The sequence below is a fragment of the Sphingobium sp. FG125 genome, assembly GCF_057809795.1.
The window spans coordinates 83559-99217 of record NZ_JBMDKQ010000013.1; the positions used below are offsets into that span (position 1 = coordinate 83559).

Here is a 15659-nt window from a genome sequence, read left to right on the forward strand (position 1 = left end):
GAGTTTATCTTTATCGAAAGCCGCGCTTGAACAGACCATTTCCGCGTTTAGCGGCCCTAACTCAGGATTTCTGCGATCTATCGGTCGGCGCATTCAACAGCAATTGAGGGCACGCGAGCGATAACCGTGGTCAGCAGGGCTCTTCAACGGGGCAGACGATCTCGTCACGAATGTGCGAAAGCGCGGCTTTGCCTTCGTGCCCGGCTTGCTCGTGTTGGGTCCCGGCGTATCGATGGTGACAGTTCTTGGAGGAATTTTGCCAGCAGCTGGGACAGTCGCGTCGAGGATAGCTACAATAGTGGGATGGGACATTTAAATGGTGCTTACAAAATTCCGGCGCGTTAATAATAGGTATGTTAAGTCGATGAAAACATGTGATTCATCAATATGCACATTTTGATAATACAGTTATCACAGGTCCATATTTGACGGCTCTTTATACGGTGCGCTACACATCGCTCCGATGGATCAGCCCTCACACCTCGACGACAACGCCCTATTGACGGGGGAAGCCGTGCCAGCGCCGACGGCGTCGGCCGACGATCTTTCCTGGGCAATCGTGAAGATGCGCGCCGGCGAGCCCATCGTCGTTAACGAAGCGCTGATCGCCGCATATCAGGCAGCGTCTTCGCCCCACAGCATCCGCGCGCTCAAGTCCGACCTTGAGGCGTTCGATCTCTGGTGCCGGCGTCACAACCGCATATCGCTCCCAGCAACTCCGGAGACCGTGGCGGACTATCTTGACGCCCGCGCGGAGAAGGGCAGCAAGCCGGCCTCGCTTGGCCGCTACAAGGCGTCGATCGCCAGGATCCACCTGCTGCTCGATCTCAAGGATCCGACGCCGGCGTCGCTGGTGAAGCTCCGACTGCAGGCGATCCGTCGCCGGCTTGGAACGGCACAGAAGCAGGCCCGGCCGCTGCGGTTCAAGGGGCCGGTGCGCAATGTCGAGCGCGATGAGCCCCGCGGCCTGAATGTGCGGGCGCTGCTCGAAAGCTGCGCGGACGATCTTCCGGGCCTGCGCGATCGCGCGCTGCTGTCGGCCGGTTACGATACCGGGCTTCGCGCCTCGGAACTCGTGGCGATTCAGGTCGAGCATGTCATTGAGGCGATCGATGCCGAGGCGCGGCTGTTGAGCATCCCGCGCAGCAAAGGCGATCAGGACGGGGAGGGGGCAACCGCCTACCTCAGCCCCCGAACGGTGCGGGCGATCGCAGCCTGGCTGGAGGCGGCCGGGATCGAGAAGGGGGCGGTGTTTCGGCGCGTGAACGTGCGGCGCTACAAAGCCAAGGCGGCAGTGCGGGGCCGGTCGATTGACAGCATCTCCGGGCGTGAGACCTGGGATCTGCGCAAGGCTCTGTCAAAGCGGGCGGTGCCAGCGCGGGTCGAGTACGATGTCGGGGAGGGGGCGCTTCACCCTGCGTCGGTCGGACAGGTCTATCGAGCGATGATCCAGCGGGCCTTCGATGCCGGTGCGCTCGCGGATCTGACGGCGGACGATCTTGCTCGGCTGCTCAAGGGGATCAGCGCGCATTCGACGCGGGTCGGGCTCAATCAGGATCTGTTTACGAGCGGCGAGGATCTTGCCGGCATCATGGACGCACTGCGGTGGAAATCTCCTCGTATGCCGCTTTCCTATAACCGGAATTTGGCTGCGGAGCACGGCGCCGCCGGGCGGCTAATGGCGAAGATCGGGTGACCATCGTTAAGACGACAAGTAGTTCAACCCGCGCATCTCAGTGCTTTGCGCCCATCAGGGTGGCGCGTGGCGTAGCGCCTAGGCCACGGTGAACAAGGAATCAGCGCCGGGAACAAGTTCGGATTGGGTCGCTGCACGCCCGAGATCCCGAATCGTCCCAGAAGGGTGAAAGAAGGCAGCGCGGCATGCGCAACTCGCTCCGCTGCCGACCGTTCCGCTTCGGCGAGAAGGCACCGGGGGCGAGAAAACGAAACGCGGGTAAAGGCGTTGGCAACGGCTCCTTACGCATCGCGGTTAAGCCCCCTGCAGCAGCGGTGTCGCTGCCGCTGCGCGTGCGACAGTAACGCTGAATCCTGCCGGGCTGGTCGTCATCGTGACTTTGGCATCCAACTGCTTAGCGAGCGCCGCCACGATCGTGGTGCCGAGGCCACCATCGGCCTTCGGCGGCTTGTCGGCATCTTTGCCGACACCATTGTCCGAAACGATCATCGTCCAATCGTCCTGATCGATCGCATAGCGCACATCGATCGTTGCTTCGGGGTGATGAATGGGAAAGGCGTATTTGAGCGCATTGATCACGAGCTCGGTGACGATCAACCCTAGGCTCACTGCCTTCGCTGACGGGATCATGCCGGTGTCGGAGCTCACGGTTATCGTTACGGGCTGGCTGTCGCCGATCATCGACGTGCCAAGACCGGTACATAGCTTTTGGAGATAGTTGCCGACCTCGATCTGGTCGATGCCATCGGACATGTCGAGATGCTGCTGCACAGCCGCGACCGACATTACCCGTTGGTGCGCATCCTGGAGATGGAAACGCGTCTCGTCGGAGGAAACCGCCCGCGCCTTCAGCATCAAAATGCTGGCGATGATCTGAAGGCTGTTGGCGACGCGGTGCTTCATCTCCTGCAGCAAAACCTCGTTCTGCCGCCGCAATTCTTCCGAGCGTTTAAGCAGGGCTTCCTTCTCCTGTTCGATCGCGCGCCGTTCGGTCACGTCGCGAAAAGCGAGAAGAATCGCCATGGTATCGCTCTCGTCGTACAGGACTTTGCGGGCGTTAAGCAGCATGATGCGGTGGCCAATCACCGGAAAATCGTGATCGACCTCAAACCCGTCCATTGCTACTCGTTCAGGCAATATCGTCTCGAGCAGCAACCGCAGCGCGGGAATGTCCCATTGCCCATGGCCAAGAGCATAGAGCAGGCAGCCCTGCGTCTGCCCAGGCGCAACCTTGAAAATCTCGTAGAAGGAGCGGCTTGCCTCAAGCACCCGTAGATCGGCGTCGAGGACGAGAAAGGGCTCGGGGATCGTGTTCACAATCGCATGAGCGAGCAGATTCGCCTCTTCGAGGTTCCGCACAGGAAGTGTTGTCGGCACTCCGGTCAGCCCGTTGCGATGTTGAGGGAATCGGCAAACGTCATTGTCCGGCCTTGCACTTGCAGGCGAAGGCACGATGATCCCTCTGTCACAGGACGCCTGCAGAGGAGGTCGGGTGATAAATCAACCTACCACGCTGCCGACGCCTTGCCTATGCTTACCCTATTTTAGGCGACGACATTGGATCTTCGAGCTTGCTATCGGTGGTCCCGCATGCGCGCTCGGTCATCCGATCGGAGCGACTGGCCCCATGCTGATTGGCACGCTTCTCGACGAGCTGGAGCGTCAGGAAGCCAAACGCGTGAGTATCGGACATTCTGGTCGATCATTGCCGTGGCAGTCTTTCGCCAAGTCTAGCAATGCTCCGCGCATGGCGTTGAGCGCATCGGCCTTCCGACCGAGGTCTGCGGCGCGCGATTCCGCCAGCGCCTTGACCTCGGCGCTGGCGCGATCGCGATCGGACCAGAGATCGAGCAACACGCGGATTTCCTCGATCGGAAATCCCAGATCCCGGGCATTCGCGATAAACTGCAGGCGATGTATGTCCGCTTCCGAATAGTCACGATATCCGCTGTCACGTCGCGGTGGCGACGGGATAAGCCCGATCTTCTCGTAGTGGCGGATCATCCGCTGCGAGACCCCGCTCGCCGCCGCCGCGCCGCCGATGTTCACAGCTTTACCCGATTGAGACGCAGCGCGTTGGTGACGACGCTGACCGATGACAGGGCCATCGCGGCAGCGGCGATCACTGGCGACAGAACGATGCCGAAGACTGGGTATAGAAGCCCGGCGGCAATGGGGACGCCAGCCGCATTGTAGATGAAGGCGAAGAACAGGTTCTGGCGGATGTTGGCCATCGTCGCCTCGCTCAGCCGTCGCGCCCGCACGATGCCATTGAGATCGCCCTTGAGTAGCGTTATTCCGGCGCTTTCAATGGCAACATCGGTGCCCGAGCCCATGGCAATGCCGACGTCCGCTGCCGCCAGCGCCGGCGCGTCGTTCACCCCATCGCCGGCCATGGCGACGACATGGCCTTCACGTTGCAGGCGCAGGACGACGGCGCTCTTTTGTTCGGGCAGCACCTCTGCTTCAACCGCGTCGATGCCGAGTTTCCGGGCCACCGCCTCGGCGGTCGTCCGGTTGTCGCCCGTCAGCATGACCACGCGCACGCCCTCCTTCCGCAAGGCGACCAGCGCCTTCGCCGTAGTCGTCTTGATCGGATCGGCAATGGCCAGGATCCCGGCGACCCGGCCGTCAATGGCGGCAAAAATCGCCGTCGCCCCGTCCGCCCGCAACTCATCGGCCCTTGCTGCCGCTGGCGACACGTCGATGCCACTCTCTTGGAGATAGGCCGCGCCGCCCAGAAAGATGCGCTTGCCGTCCACGGTGCCGACCGCGCCCTTGCCCGTGGGCGAGTCGAAGTCGGAGACCTCGGGAACTGGGATGCCACGATCCTTCGCGGCCGCAACGATCGCGAGCGCCAGGGGATGCTCCGACGCCCGCTCGACGCTCGCCGCAAGACGAAGAAGATCGTGCTCCGAAAAGCCATCCATCGCCACGATGCTTGTCACCGAAGGTCGCCCTTCGGTCAGCGTGCCGGTCTTGTCGACGACGATCGTATCGACCTTCTCCATACGCTCCAGCGCCTCGGCATTCTTGATCAGGACGCCAAGGCCCGCACCCCGGCCGATACCGACCATGATCGACATCGGCGTCGCGAGGCCCAGGGCGCAGGGGCAGGCGATGATCAGCACCGCGACAGCGGCTACAAGGCCATGCGCCAGTCGCGGCTCCGGACCCCATATCGCCCATAGTGCGAACGAGAGCAGCGCGACGCCGAGCACCGCCGGGACAAACCAGCCCGCGACCTTGTCGGCCATGCGCTGGATCGGCGCGCGCGAACGCTGCGCGTCCGCCACCATCTGGACGATCCGCGCCAGCATCGTATCGCGGCCAACCTTGTCGGCCCGCACGATGAGCGATCCGGTCTGGTTCATCGTTCCCGCGACCACATGAGCATCGACAGTTTTCGTCACCGGCATGGATTCGCCTGTGACCATCGACTCGTCGATCGAAGAGCGGCCATCCTCAACCACGGCATCCACGGGCACCTTTTCGCCGGGGCGAATGCGCAGTCTGTCGCCCACGGCGATCAGGTCGACCGCGACTTCCTCGTCGCCACCGTCTGCCATGATCCGGCGGGCGGTCTTCGGCGCGAGATTGAGGAGCGCCTTGATCGCACCCGAGGTGCGCTCGCGGGCGCGCAATTCCAAAACCTGTCCGAGAAGCACAAGGACGGTGATGACCGCAGCGGCCTCGAAATAGATCGCGACCGTACCGTCCATCATGCGGAACGCCGCAGGGAATATGCCGGGTGCGAGCGTTGCCACCACGCTATAAGCCCAGGCGACCCCTGTTCCCATCGCGATCAGCGTAAACATGTTGAGGTTTCGCGTCTGGAGCGATGCCCAGCCGCGCTCAAAAAACGGCCAGCCCGCCCAGATCACAACGGGGGTCGCCAGCGCGAACTGGATCCAGCCCGATATCCGCTCGGAGACGAGGTGGTGCAATGCCGGGAACAGATGCCCGCCCATCTCGAGCAGGAACACGGGCACAGTGAGCGCCAGAGCGATCCAGAAGCGCCGCGTCATATCGACGAGTTCGGGACTGAGTCCGGCCTCGGCCGTCGCGACCTCGGGTTCGAGCGCCATGCCGCAGATCGGACAGGCTCCTGGTCCCGGCCGACGGATTTCGGGATGCATCGGACAGGTCCAGATCGCGGTCGTAGACACTTCCGGCTGCGATTGCCCGCCCTTCGAAAGATAGCGTGCCGGGTCGGTAACGAACTTGGCGCGGCAGCCGGCACTGCAGAAATGATAGGCCGTGCTGTCATGTTCGGCGTGATGCTGAGTCGTCGCCGGATCGACGGTCATCCCGCAAACAGGATCGACGGCTTGCTGAGAACCCGCGGGATCGACCGCATTCTTCGCGTGACCCGCGCAGCAGACATGATTTTGGCTGTCATGTGCCGTGGATTTTGGCTCGGACATTCCCGTTCTCCTTATCGACGCCCCCTATCTAGGGTTTGACATCGTGTCAGGGTCAAGGGCCGCGAGTAATTATCTATTTGGCGGCGAGGGGCTTCATCGCGGCGAACTGGCCGAATACACGTACCGCTCATCTACGCCCCTGTCGCGATCAGCGCATCGCGCTGCAGATCAACGGACTGGCGATCGACCTCGCGGCGTTTGGCCGACTGGGCAAGCCGGAGGAGATCGCCGACGCCGTGCTCTGGATGAGCACCGACCTTGGTGCGTTCGTCACTGGTGCATCTATCTCGGTCGATGGCGGACGGTCGCTCTGACCGCGACAAGGCGACTCTGATAGCGTTCTCGAGAGCACATAGGCCATTCTCAAGGTCCTGGGCGGGCTTCCCCACAGAGCGGTCCGCATTATTTGCTCCGTAAGGTCTGATTGATGCCTGCGCGCTCAGCAGCTGGCTGGATAGCAGAATTGGCTGCTCCACGAGAACCAATCCGACACTCGGCAAATGGAGTGACTGTCAGTGTGGAGGGGGCAGCTTAATCTGAAGAGAATCGAGCGGCCTGATGTAGAGCCCCCAATAGGCCTTCAGCGCAGCGATCATCAGTGGAATGGCGCCAAAAATGATGAAGATCAGATCGGCGGGTAAGCGCATCCATTCGAGCTGCCGCGCGATATTGCTGCCAGTGTAAGCGATGCTTCGTGCGTGCCAATAGCCATGTTGCAGCACATCCCATACCTGCAAAACTCCGGCAGGGAACAAGCTCAGGATTACCATCAAGGCGAGCCCGATGTTGCTCCCCCAGAACCCGATGCGGACGTATCTCTCGATGCTCGGCCAGCGCGCGACGTCAGTCGTCTGGCGTAGCACAAACACCATCAGGGCAAGGGCGAGCATGCCGAAGACGCCCATCATAGCGGCATGGCCATGATTGGGCGTCAGGATGGTTCCAACCTCATAATAGCTCACGATCGGCAGATTAATCATGAACCCGAAGACTCCGGCGCCGAGGAAATTCCAGAATCCCACGGCCATGAGGAAATAAAACGTCCATTTATGGGGTAGCGCCGAGGCGACGCCACTTTTGTCGGTTTCGCTGCGCGTCGTGCGGACAAAATCCCATGCGTCGAGCGTCAGCAATGTCAGAGGCACGACCTCCAGCGCGGAGAAAAGCGCTGATGCCGCCATGTTGATCTGGGTCTGTCCTGAAAAATACCAGTGATGCCCCGTCCCCATCAGCCCGCCGAGGAAATAGAGGATCGCGTCGAGATAAATTACCCGCAGCGCTGTGTTCCGGCCCGTGAGGCCCAATTGGAACAACATCAGCGCGACTACGGTGGTTGCGAAGAATTCGAAGAATCCTTCAACCCACAGATGGATGATCCAGAAGCGCCAGGTATCGACCACGGTAAAGTTGGTCTTGGCGCCAAAAAAGAGGGCGGGAACGTAGAAGACGGGGATGGCCAGCGCGCCGAACAGAAACATCCGGGCGATCGGCCGTGCATGGACGTTGGAGACCTGGCTGGGCCGCGCAATCCACCAGAGCAGCGCGAACCACGCCAATAGTCCCACAACGAGCAGATACTGCCAGAAGCGGCCGATCTCGAGATATTCCCAGCCCTGGTTTCCGAACAGGAACCACCAGTCGCCAAGCCACCCGGAGATGCCCGCCCATTCGCCAAGGAGACTGGCGCCGATGACGATGGCGAAAGCCGCGAACAGAAGATGGATGGCTGCGGGCAGCCAGCGGGGTTCGTCGGCGCGCAGCGAGCGGCCCAAAAACAGCGCGGCGGCTACATAGGCCGTTGCGATCCAGAAGATTGCGGTCTGCAAGTGCCAGATGCGCATCAGGTTGCTCGGAAAGATAGTCTCAAGCTGGAAGCCGTAGAAACTTCCTGGATCGGCGCGATAATGCGCAACCGCAGCACCTACGAGCGTCTGCATCAGAAACAGCAAGGAAACGACAACGAAGAATTTGACGAGGGCGCGCTGGCCGGGGCTTGCCTGTCCCGGGATCACCTGCGGCGTGGCGCTATGGCCCCGCGTAATCCAGCCCAGATAATCGAATTTGCCGAATGCAAGCAGTACTGCCGCGATGCCGCCGAGCAGGGCGATCAGACTAAGCGTGCTCCAGAGGAGCGCCCCGGCCGGAGCGACATTGCCAACGCCGGGATCATAGGGAAAATTGTTGGTATAGGAATAATCCGCCCCAGGCCGATCGGTGACCGACGCCCAGGCCGTCCAGCAGAAAAACGCAGTCAAGTCGCGCAATTCTGCCGGATCGGTGATGAGCTTGGGCGCGAGACCGCCGTTGCGCGCTGGGTTGATGAAATAGGATGTCCAGCGGGCTGTCTGCGCGCGGTAGGCAATAGCCTCCGGCGCAGTCAGGCGAAGAGTGTTGCTGGCAGGATCGAAACGATTGGTTTTCAGCGTGACGGCGACCTGACCGCGGATCGACCCTGTCTCGATAGGGGTAAGTGCGTTCAAAGCCTTGGCGAATTGTTGTTGTGCCAGGGAGGTGGCTAGGCTCTCACCAATCTGATGCAGCGTTTCGGCTGAAAAATCAGGGCCAAGATAGGCCCCATGTCCCCAGATCGTGCCATTGTCCATCAAGCCATAGCGCAGAAATATGGCCTGTCCCGAGCGGATCTGATCACCTGTGAACAGGGTCTCTCCGTGAGCATCAATCACGGTATCGGGGATGGGTGGCGCGTTCCGGTAGGAGAGCATGGTGATCGCCAGAAGCCCCACAAAGCCAAGGATCATCACCATCAGGACCGATCGCAGCCACCATTTCGACAAGGGGCTGACTTCAGGATCAAATTTGGGTTGGGCGGCTTCGTCCATTGCGCGTCTCCTGGCGAAACCGAAGGGTTAGAAAGAGTTGAACGGTCCGGCACACGTTCAACATCCGAAATGGGCCCAGCTGACCGTAGACTGATAGACGCCCCGCCATTGGCGGTTGAAGGCAGGGCAGCGCGGAGAGTGGAAGGTGCCTCTCATAAAGAACAGCCGAAAACGGCTGATGATGATCGCAGTTCGCATGCGCTCAGCTTACGGTTGAGACAGTTGGGTGCTCGAACAATATCGTGAGCAGCAAGGCTCCATCTTCAATGCCTTCGATGCCATGCTCCTCGCCGCGATCGAGATACATCCAGTCGCCGATCTCCAGGATGGCCTTCGCGTCTCCGAGCAATACATGCACTCTGCCACGCAGGCAGTGGAGCGTCGCTTGCCCGGCAACGTGGTGCGGCGGGATTACGGCGCCAGCGTGCACGAGGAGGTGGATCGCCTCGAAGGCCTCGGTTTTGACGAGGGCGGTCGTGTGGGCATCATCTCCGCCCACACCCAAGCCTGAGAGATGTACGATCTCGCCGTGCTGCGCGTGATGAAGTGCCATGATCAATTATCTTTCTACCGTTGTCTGAAGCGGTCAATGTCGGCCTGAAATCCATGCGGGCGGGTCGCTGGCAGGAAAGGATTCCCGCGATGCCTCGTCGATTGCGTCGGACTCGGCTTGGCTCTCTTGTAGCTGCTCCACCCTCTTTGTTACGGCCGTTTCCAGCGCAGCGCGTTGCGCGAGAATAGAATCCGTCATCGGTGCGGTGCCTGCAAAATGCTGGGCGACCGCCGCCGCCACATGCGCCGCTAGCGATACATCGGATCGTCCGTGGCAAAGCGCATGGACGGCGTGCGCGACCGCCTCGATGCGTTCGGGATCTATCGATCTGTTTTCGGTATCAGGCACAACGGTCGGACTCCTTCATCGGCTATCTAAAGTGGCGAAAACCCGCGGCTTCCGGCAACCGCACCGATTACGGTAACCAGGCTGAGACCAAGTAGAAGGACATGCGCGCGGTGGAGCAGCCTGAACGCTCCATCCGGAGATCTTGCCGCCCAAACCTCGAACCGGCGACGCAAGATCAGCGGTTCAACGATAAACAGCACCACAAAGAAGATCGACCACACGCATAGCATGGCGTGCATCCACCAGAAATGGAGATCACCGAAGCGATCCCACATTCCTCCGCGCTGGATCATCCACAGGCCGCTTGCGCCCGCGAAGAGAAGCCAGATGCGCGCTTGCGGCGCGAACCGGCTTTCAATGCGGTGAAAGGCAGTCAGCCGCTCCGATGACGGCAGGGCTTTGACCGACGGGATGACCACGGTGGTTGCAAACGCAACCCCGCCGATCCAGCAAATGACGGCCAGGATATGGATCATGCGCGCGATGGTGAGGTCATCCATGTCGGTCGGTCCCTTCAGGCGGCGAGTAGTTCGTCGGCGGGGCCGAAGAACTCATAATGAATTCTGTCCGATGCGACGCCAGCGAGCGACAAGGTGGCGACGAACGCGCGCAGGAACGGTCGCGGGCCGCATAGGTAATAGTCTGCTTCTTCGATCGGCGTATGGGCCGTGAGCCACGGCTCGTCGATCAAGCCATCATGGTCATAGTCCCGGCCCGCAACGTCTTCTGCCCGTGGTGTCTGGTAGAAATTCGTGACGCGGATGTTCGGGTGACCGGTTGCGAGCGCGTGGACGTCATTGGCCAGTGCGTGGGTCGAGCCATCCAGTGTTCCATGAAGATATTGGACGGGAAGGTCAGGATGCTGTTGCGCTATGGCTTCGAGCATTGCCACCATCGGGGTCAGGCCGACTCCGCCGGACATCAGCACGACCGGGCGTTCGGGATTGTCCGTCAGGAAGAACTCGCCTGCGGGCGCGGCCACCTTGAGCACGGTGCCGGGCTTCGCCTGGTCGTGCAGCCAGCCCGAGGCGAGACCCATCTGCTCGCGTTTGACCGAGATACGATAGGTCTCGCCATTGGCTGCTTGTGAAATGCTATAATTGCGTTTGACCGGAGGATGCCCGGGAATCTCGAGCCAGAAGGTCAGATATTGACCGGGCTTGTGGCGAATAACCGGACGCCCATCGGTGGGGCGCAGGATGAACGAGGTGATGACGCTGCTCTCGGGACGGACCTCGTCGACCGCGAACGTGCGCCAGCCCGCCCAACCGCCGTCGGCCGTGCTGTGCTCCTTGTAAAGCCGCTCTTCGCGTGCAATCAGGATATGGGCCAGGAACCAATAGGCTTCGCCCCAGGCAGCGAGAATCTCTTCGGTGGCGGCATCGCCGAGCACGGCCTTGATGGCACCGAGCAGCGCTTCACCGACATGGGGATAATGTTCGGGCAGGATCTGCAGACCGACATGCTTTTGCGCAATCCGCTCGACCGCTGGGGCAAGAGCGCCCAGATTCTCGATGTTCGCCGCATAAGCGAGGATCGCGGCGGTCAAGGCTCGTGGCTGTGACCCCGCGTCACCATGGTGCGACTGGTTGAACAGGTCGCGAATCTCGGGATTTTCGAACATCCGCGCGTACATCTCATGGACAATATCGAGACCATGGGCTTCGAGTGCGGGAACCGTGGCTTTGACGAGCGCGATCGTGCGCTCGCTGAGTGTCTGTGACATCAACGTCTCCTGTCGTGATAATGGGGTAGGCTGGGGCGGGCGGGGTTAGCCGCCCGGCGGTTCACTGTAGAAATCGACCCGCATCTTCATCGCGCCGATTGGTTCGACAAAATGGGGCTGTTCGGGAAGCAATGGTCCCGGGGTGTCGGGATCAAGCAGAAGTTCGGAAGTCGGCTCGAGATAGGTCAGTTTCACTGTGCCTTCGAGCACGCGAACCATGCCCCAGACCCCGGCCTTGGTCGTGTGTCGCGCGCGCAGCGCCGCAGGGAGGCTGGTCTCGTCGAACACCGGGGTTGAGCGATAGGGTTCGGCCATGTCAGGCTGCCAACCGAATGTCGTCGGCGTGGTCCGGATAGGGCGCCACCGCCGCATGGTTGACCGGCAATCCGGCTAGTTCGTTTGCAAAGCTATGATTGATATCGCGGTGATGTGCCTCATCGGCGCGGACCAGGAGCACCACGTCGCGCAAGGTCGCATCGTCTCCAAGCTTCCAATAATGCCGCGCGATTGCTGGCGCCGGGCCATTGGGGGAACGGCCCTCGTCAAGTTCGGCGAGATAGAGCGTGTAGCTGATCACCGCCTCTTCCTCGAAATATCCGACCACGCGGTGTGCGGTCTTGGCGCTGACCAGGTAGAGCGTGAAGAAGGCGAGGTAGAAGACCCACTGAACGGCCAGAATCACGAGCCGCTCGAACATCGTCGGCTTGGCCACCTCGATGAAGGTCATCAGGTGCATCCGTTCGTTCTCCGCTTCCTCCATCAAGGTGCGGATCCAGCCCTTGTCATCGCACATGCGCCGCAGGCAACGCAGGTGCGTCAGCGTTGCGCCGACCATGCCCGGCACCGCCGCTACAGTCTCAAGCACGATGGCACGGTGGCCGTAGCGCTTGGCGAAGAATGTGTCGGCCGTGAACCGCAGTATCTTGGTGAAGGCCAGCGCGATGCGATCGGACGGACCGCGCGGTTTGCAGTGGACGCTAAGGTCAACAAAGGGAGCGGTTGGCATGACGGATTCCTTGACGGTCAGGCCGCCGCGCGGTCTGGTTTGGTTTTTGTATCGAGCTTGAAGAAGAGCGCCAGTTGCAGGCTTTCTGCGATCCGCGCGGCCTTGCTCTGCAGCGCAGCGGCTGCACCGGGCTCCAACACCTCGGCCGTGGTGCTGTTCCAAAGCGCCAGCCAGCGCTGGAACAGCTCGGGACTTATGCGCGTCCGGTGCTTGAGATGCGCGGCCACGGGGTTGCCCTTGTAGCGGCCAGTGGTCAGCATCACCGACGACCAGAAGGTAACCAGCTTGTCGAGATGTTCGGGCCAGTTTTCGATCGCATCGTTGAAGATCGGACCCAGCGATTCGTCTTCGCGGACGCGCTCGTAGAACAGGGAGACAAGCCGCTTGAGGCCTTCCTCCGTGATCTCATTCCCGTCGTCCATCGACCGACTCCAATTCATGTATCAAGAATGCATCTATAAGGCGGCTTTGAAAGATGCAAGAGAAATGCATATATGAATGCAAGGAGATTGCATGCGGCTTACGCGCTACACGGACTATGCCCTGCGGGTGCTCATTTACCTGGGCGCGCGGCCCGATGCGTTGTGCTCCATCGCCGAGATATCGCGCGCCTATGACATCTCGCAGAATCACCTGATGAAAGTGGTCAACGATCTGGTGAACGCGGGCTATCTGGCCAGTGCACGGGGCCGCTTTGGCGGCATCAAGCTCGCCAGGCCTGCAGTGGAAATCAAAGTGGGCGCGGTCATACGGCACACCGAGGATGGTTTCGACCTGGTCGATTGCGGTGAGTGCATCATCGCCCCGGCTTGCGGGCTGACGGGCGCTTTGCGGCAGGCGCTGGCCGCGTTTCTAAACGTGCTGGACGGTTACACGCTGGCAGATCTCATCACAAAACCGGCAGAACTTGGGATGCTATTTAGCGCCGCAAGGAATCGGGATTTGCCCCAGACCGGTTAAAATGGGGTGTTGTGGCCATTGCGAACCGCCAAGCCGGTTCAGCGATGCTTTGCCATATAGTCTGCAAGGACGATCGCGTGATTGTGTTGCTCGTCATGGGCTGCGTACAGCAGAATGCCGGGCCCCCGATCGAGCAGTGACGCCAGTTCAGTGACCGCAGCGCCGTTGGCATCCAGCTCCTGGCAATAGCGGCGGTTGAATTCAGCCCAACGCTGCGGATCATGACCAAACCATTTGCGCAGTTCAGTACTCGGGGCGATACTCTTGCACCACGACGTTAAAGCTGCCGTGTCTCGTCCCAGACCGCGGGGCCAGAGCCGGTCGACAAGGATCCGGCTACCATCGCTTTCAGCGGGAGGAGCATAGACGCGTTTGATCCGGACTGGGGGTGGGATAGCCATGGGCCCGGCTCAGGTTTTCGTCTCGGCGATGCACTCTTCCGTGCGCTGGATATTCTCGACATGGCTGGCCCTCATCTCGCTCAGAGCAGCATGCAGAATATCGTCGCGCACGCGTGGAAGCAGCTCTTCTAGCTTGCGCACCACCCAGGCCTGGCCGCGATTGAGGAACGCGAGTCGTTCATGTGAATCGGCGATGGCCATGGCCTTGTCATAGAATGCGCCACAATGCGTAGATGGGATCACCCCAATACGCTTGATCTGGGCAGACAGCATCCCGCACCACTTTGCTTCATCCTCATAGACCGCCTTTATCAGATGCTTCGTCGGCGGATGACGGGCGTCGTTTGCGCTTTCGAGGGTAACACGCGCCCCTGCGCGCTCGGCCTCTAGCAAGACATTGAGCGCGGCAGCGATCTCGTCACGGCCACCATAGCCCATGTAGATGTCATCGCCTTGGGATGCATAACATACAGGGGAGGCAGGCTCGTCGTTCATGACGCAATAGCCGCAGCGGCCCGCAAACCGGTTCTAATGCGCGCCATGACGCCTTCGTCGGCCTTGGTGGAATGCACGGCATAGGCAGAATAAGAGAACTCGGGACTATCGGGCACCAGCGCGAGCCGGCCTTCCTCGAGATAGGACCGTACGAAGCCTTTGCGGAAGTAACCGGTTCCACCGGTGGCGAGGATATAGTCGAGGGCCAGCGGACCGTAGCTGATTGCAACGACGGAATTGGGTTGATCGGGATACGCCGCCTGATAGCTCGCAGCGAATTCTTCGCCCCAGTCGATAAGGACATGATCTTCAGCGCCTAGCACCCGATCGGTAGGCGTGGTGCGCACCAACACCAGTTTTTCTTCGAAAAGCAGTTCTGCAATCACACCGGGGCGGCGTGGTGCGCCATAGAGGATCGCGACATCGAGAGAGCCATCCTGGACCTGCTCCATGAGACTTCCCGCGCTATCGATCTGCGTGCTTACCGCGAACTCGGGACATTCGCGGCGCATCCACAACAGCCAGTGACGTAGCAATGGGCTCCACAAGCTGAGCTCAGCGCCGATGGTCACCACGCTCTCGCGCCCGGGAGGCAATGCGACCGACCTGCGCGCGCGCTCCCACACTTGCACAAGGGTAGTCGCAAATCGCAAGAATTGCTCCCCGGCCGGGGTAAGCTTCGCGCCTGATTTGTTACGGATGAAGACCGGCCGATCGAGCTGCTCTTCGAGCACGCGGATTCGGGCACTCACCGCTGTCTGGGTGAGATTGAGATTGGCAGCCGCGTTCACAAACGTGCCCGTTTTCACAACTTCCAGAAATGTCCGCGCAACTCCGATATCCATCCAGCACTCATTTTCTGGTTAAATAACAATTATATTCATTTGCATGATGACAATAGCAGGAGGAACGAGGGGTCGGCAAGGAGGCACGCCACCATGAAATATCCCGGACCGATCCGGCCTGCTCCGTCGTCGCGCCCTTTTCGCCGCTGGTGGCCGATCCTTTTAACGGTCGCGTGCGCTGCAGGAGGGCAGCTCATATACTGGCTTTGCGCGAGCGAAATCGTCAGTGCGGATACGATTACATTGGCGATCGTGATCGCGGTCCCGGTCGCGGCGTTTTTCCTCGCCGACGATGGCGCCAGGGCTCTTTTCCGCCGACCTACAAGCCAACAAGATGCCGTGCCGCCCTTAAAGCGCTCGTT

At 60.7% G+C, this 15659-nt stretch carries 17 protein-coding genes; 3 read left to right on the forward strand and 14 right to left on the reverse strand.

Annotated features, from left to right (window positions below; translation table 11 throughout):
- The first annotated feature begins 565 nt into the window (after positions 1-565).
- Positions 566-1696, forward strand: coding sequence for a site-specific integrase (locus tag ACODSR_RS13685; RefSeq protein WP_235955124.1), 1131 nt, complete (start codon positions 566-568; stop codon positions 1694-1696).
- Between the two features lie 294 nt (positions 1697-1990).
- On the opposite strand, the gene ACODSR_RS13690 is transcribed toward ACODSR_RS13685, so the two are convergent.
- From ACODSR_RS13690 to ACODSR_RS13700, 3 genes are all read right to left on the reverse strand, one after another.
- A complete protein-coding gene (locus tag ACODSR_RS13690) occupies positions 1991-3073 on the reverse strand; it encodes a sensor histidine kinase (protein WP_169574382.1) in 1083 nt (360 codons plus the stop codon).
- A gap of 285 nt (positions 3074-3358) precedes the next feature.
- Complete coding sequence (gene cueR, locus ACODSR_RS13695; protein WP_137903125.1) at positions 3359-3745, reverse strand: Cu(I)-responsive transcriptional regulator; 387 nt, start codon at positions 3743-3745, stop codon at positions 3359-3361.
- On the reverse strand, positions 3742-6123 hold the full coding sequence (locus ACODSR_RS13700; RefSeq protein WP_340266546.1) for a heavy metal translocating P-type ATPase: 2382 nt from the start codon (positions 6121-6123) through the stop codon (positions 3742-3744). The genes cueR and ACODSR_RS13700 overlap by 4 nt, the downstream gene beginning before the upstream one ends.
- A 77-nt stretch (positions 6124-6200) precedes the next feature.
- On the opposite strand from ACODSR_RS13700, the gene ACODSR_RS13705 reads away from it, so the two are divergent.
- On the forward strand, positions 6201-6437 hold the full coding sequence (locus ACODSR_RS13705; protein ID WP_235955112.1) for an SDR family oxidoreductase: 237 nt from the start codon (positions 6201-6203) through the stop codon (positions 6435-6437).
- Between the two features lie 198 nt (positions 6438-6635).
- On the opposite strand, the gene ACODSR_RS13710 is transcribed toward ACODSR_RS13705, so the two are convergent.
- From ACODSR_RS13710 to ACODSR_RS13745, 8 genes are all read right to left on the reverse strand, one after another.
- Positions 6636-8963 carry a nitric-oxide reductase large subunit gene (locus ACODSR_RS13710; RefSeq protein WP_340266541.1) on the reverse strand — a complete coding sequence of 776 codons (2328 nt, stop codon included), beginning with the start codon at positions 8961-8963 and terminating at the stop codon, positions 6636-6638.
- A 202-nt stretch (positions 8964-9165) separates the two neighbouring features.
- Positions 9166-9516, reverse strand: coding sequence for a cupin domain-containing protein (locus ACODSR_RS13715; RefSeq protein ID WP_133722783.1), 351 nt, complete (start codon positions 9514-9516; stop codon positions 9166-9168).
- A gap of 33 nt (positions 9517-9549) precedes the next feature.
- Positions 9550-9864, reverse strand: coding sequence for a hypothetical protein (locus ACODSR_RS13720; protein ID WP_133722784.1), 315 nt, complete (start codon positions 9862-9864; stop codon positions 9550-9552).
- A gap of 26 nt (positions 9865-9890) precedes the next feature.
- Positions 9891-10364 carry a hypothetical protein gene (locus tag ACODSR_RS13725; RefSeq protein WP_133722785.1) on the reverse strand — a complete coding sequence of 158 codons (474 nt, stop codon included), beginning with the start codon at positions 10362-10364 and terminating at the stop codon, positions 9891-9893.
- Between the two features lie 14 nt (positions 10365-10378).
- Positions 10379-11590, reverse strand: a complete 1212-nt coding sequence (gene hmpA, locus ACODSR_RS13730) for an NO-inducible flavohemoprotein (RefSeq protein ID WP_137903128.1) — start codon at positions 11588-11590, stop codon at positions 10379-10381.
- A gap of 45 nt (positions 11591-11635) precedes the next feature.
- Positions 11636-11905, reverse strand: a complete 270-nt coding sequence (locus ACODSR_RS13735) for a TehB family protein (RefSeq protein ID WP_133722786.1) — start codon at positions 11903-11905, stop codon at positions 11636-11638.
- Between the two features lies 1 nt (position 11906).
- Entirely contained in the window at positions 11907-12596 is a 690-nt protein-coding gene (locus ACODSR_RS13740; RefSeq protein WP_133722787.1) for an alternative oxidase, read from the reverse strand.
- Positions 12597-12613: 17 nt separating this feature from the next.
- Positions 12614-13018: a group III truncated hemoglobin gene (locus ACODSR_RS13745; protein ID WP_137903130.1), complete on the reverse strand. Its 405-nt coding sequence runs from the start codon at positions 13016-13018 to the stop codon at positions 12614-12616.
- Positions 13019-13109: 91 nt separating this feature from the next.
- Here ACODSR_RS13745 and ACODSR_RS13750 point away from each other — a divergent pair, with 91 nt between their 5' ends.
- Entirely contained in the window at positions 13110-13556 is a 447-nt protein-coding gene (locus tag ACODSR_RS13750; RefSeq protein WP_133722789.1) for an Rrf2 family transcriptional regulator, read from the forward strand.
- Between the two features lie 38 nt (positions 13557-13594).
- Here the strand turns inward: ACODSR_RS13750 and ACODSR_RS13755 are convergent, their stop codons facing one another.
- The 3 genes from ACODSR_RS13755 to ACODSR_RS13765 are packed head-to-tail and all read right to left on the reverse strand — an operon-like array spanning position 13595 to position 15297.
- Positions 13595-13957 (reverse strand): DUF488 domain-containing protein, encoded by a 363-nt coding sequence (locus ACODSR_RS13755; protein WP_133722790.1) that lies wholly within the window; start codon positions 13955-13957, stop codon positions 13595-13597.
- Between the two features lie 9 nt (positions 13958-13966).
- Positions 13967-14452: a DUF6306 domain-containing protein gene (locus ACODSR_RS13760; protein ID WP_133722791.1), complete on the reverse strand. Its 486-nt coding sequence runs from the start codon at positions 14450-14452 to the stop codon at positions 13967-13969.
- Entirely contained in the window at positions 14449-15297 is an 849-nt protein-coding gene (locus ACODSR_RS13765; protein WP_169574385.1) for a LysR family transcriptional regulator, read from the reverse strand. Before ACODSR_RS13765 ends, ACODSR_RS13760 begins: the two co-directional genes overlap by 4 nt.
- Between the last annotated feature and the right edge of the window lie 362 nt (positions 15298-15659).

Excerpts from the sequence above, each read along its gene's own strand:
- ACODSR_RS13745 (WP_137903130.1), bottom strand. The coding sequence starts at position 13,018 with ATGGACGACGGGAATGAGATCACGGAGGAAGGCCTCAAGCGGCTTGTC.
- ACODSR_RS13750 (WP_133722789.1), top strand. The coding sequence starts at position 13,110 with ATGCGGCTTACGCGCTACACGGACTATGCCCTGCGGGTGCTCATTTAC.
- ACODSR_RS13685 (WP_235955124.1), top strand. The coding sequence starts at position 566 with ATGCGCGCCGGCGAGCCCATCGTCGTTAACGAAGCGCTGATCGCCGCA.
- ACODSR_RS13715 (WP_133722783.1), bottom strand. The coding sequence starts at position 9,516 with ATGGCACTTCATCACGCGCAGCACGGCGAGATCGTACATCTCTCAGGC.
- ACODSR_RS13740 (WP_133722787.1), bottom strand. The coding sequence starts at position 12,596 with ATGCCAACCGCTCCCTTTGTTGACCTTAGCGTCCACTGCAAACCGCGC.
- ACODSR_RS13735 (WP_133722786.1), bottom strand. The coding sequence starts at position 11,905 with ATGGCCGAACCCTATCGCTCAACCCCGGTGTTCGACGAGACCAGCCTC.
- ACODSR_RS13765 (WP_169574385.1), bottom strand. The coding sequence starts at position 15,297 with ATGGATATCGGAGTTGCGCGGACATTTCTGGAAGTTGTGAAAACGGGC.
- ACODSR_RS13700 (WP_340266546.1), bottom strand. The coding sequence starts at position 6,123 with ATGTCCGAGCCAAAATCCACGGCACATGACAGCCAAAATCATGTCTGC.
- ACODSR_RS13755 (WP_133722790.1), bottom strand. The coding sequence starts at position 13,957 with ATGGCTATCCCACCCCCAGTCCGGATCAAACGCGTCTATGCTCCTCCC.
- ACODSR_RS13760 (WP_133722791.1), bottom strand. The coding sequence starts at position 14,452 with ATGAACGACGAGCCTGCCTCCCCTGTATGTTATGCATCCCAAGGCGAT.
- ACODSR_RS13725 (WP_133722785.1), bottom strand. The coding sequence starts at position 10,364 with ATGGATGACCTCACCATCGCGCGCATGATCCATATCCTGGCCGTCATT.
- hmpA (WP_137903128.1), bottom strand. The coding sequence starts at position 11,590 with ATGTCACAGACACTCAGCGAGCGCACGATCGCGCTCGTCAAAGCCACG.
- ACODSR_RS13710 (WP_340266541.1), bottom strand. The coding sequence starts at position 8,963 with ATGGACGAAGCCGCCCAACCCAAATTTGATCCTGAAGTCAGCCCCTTG.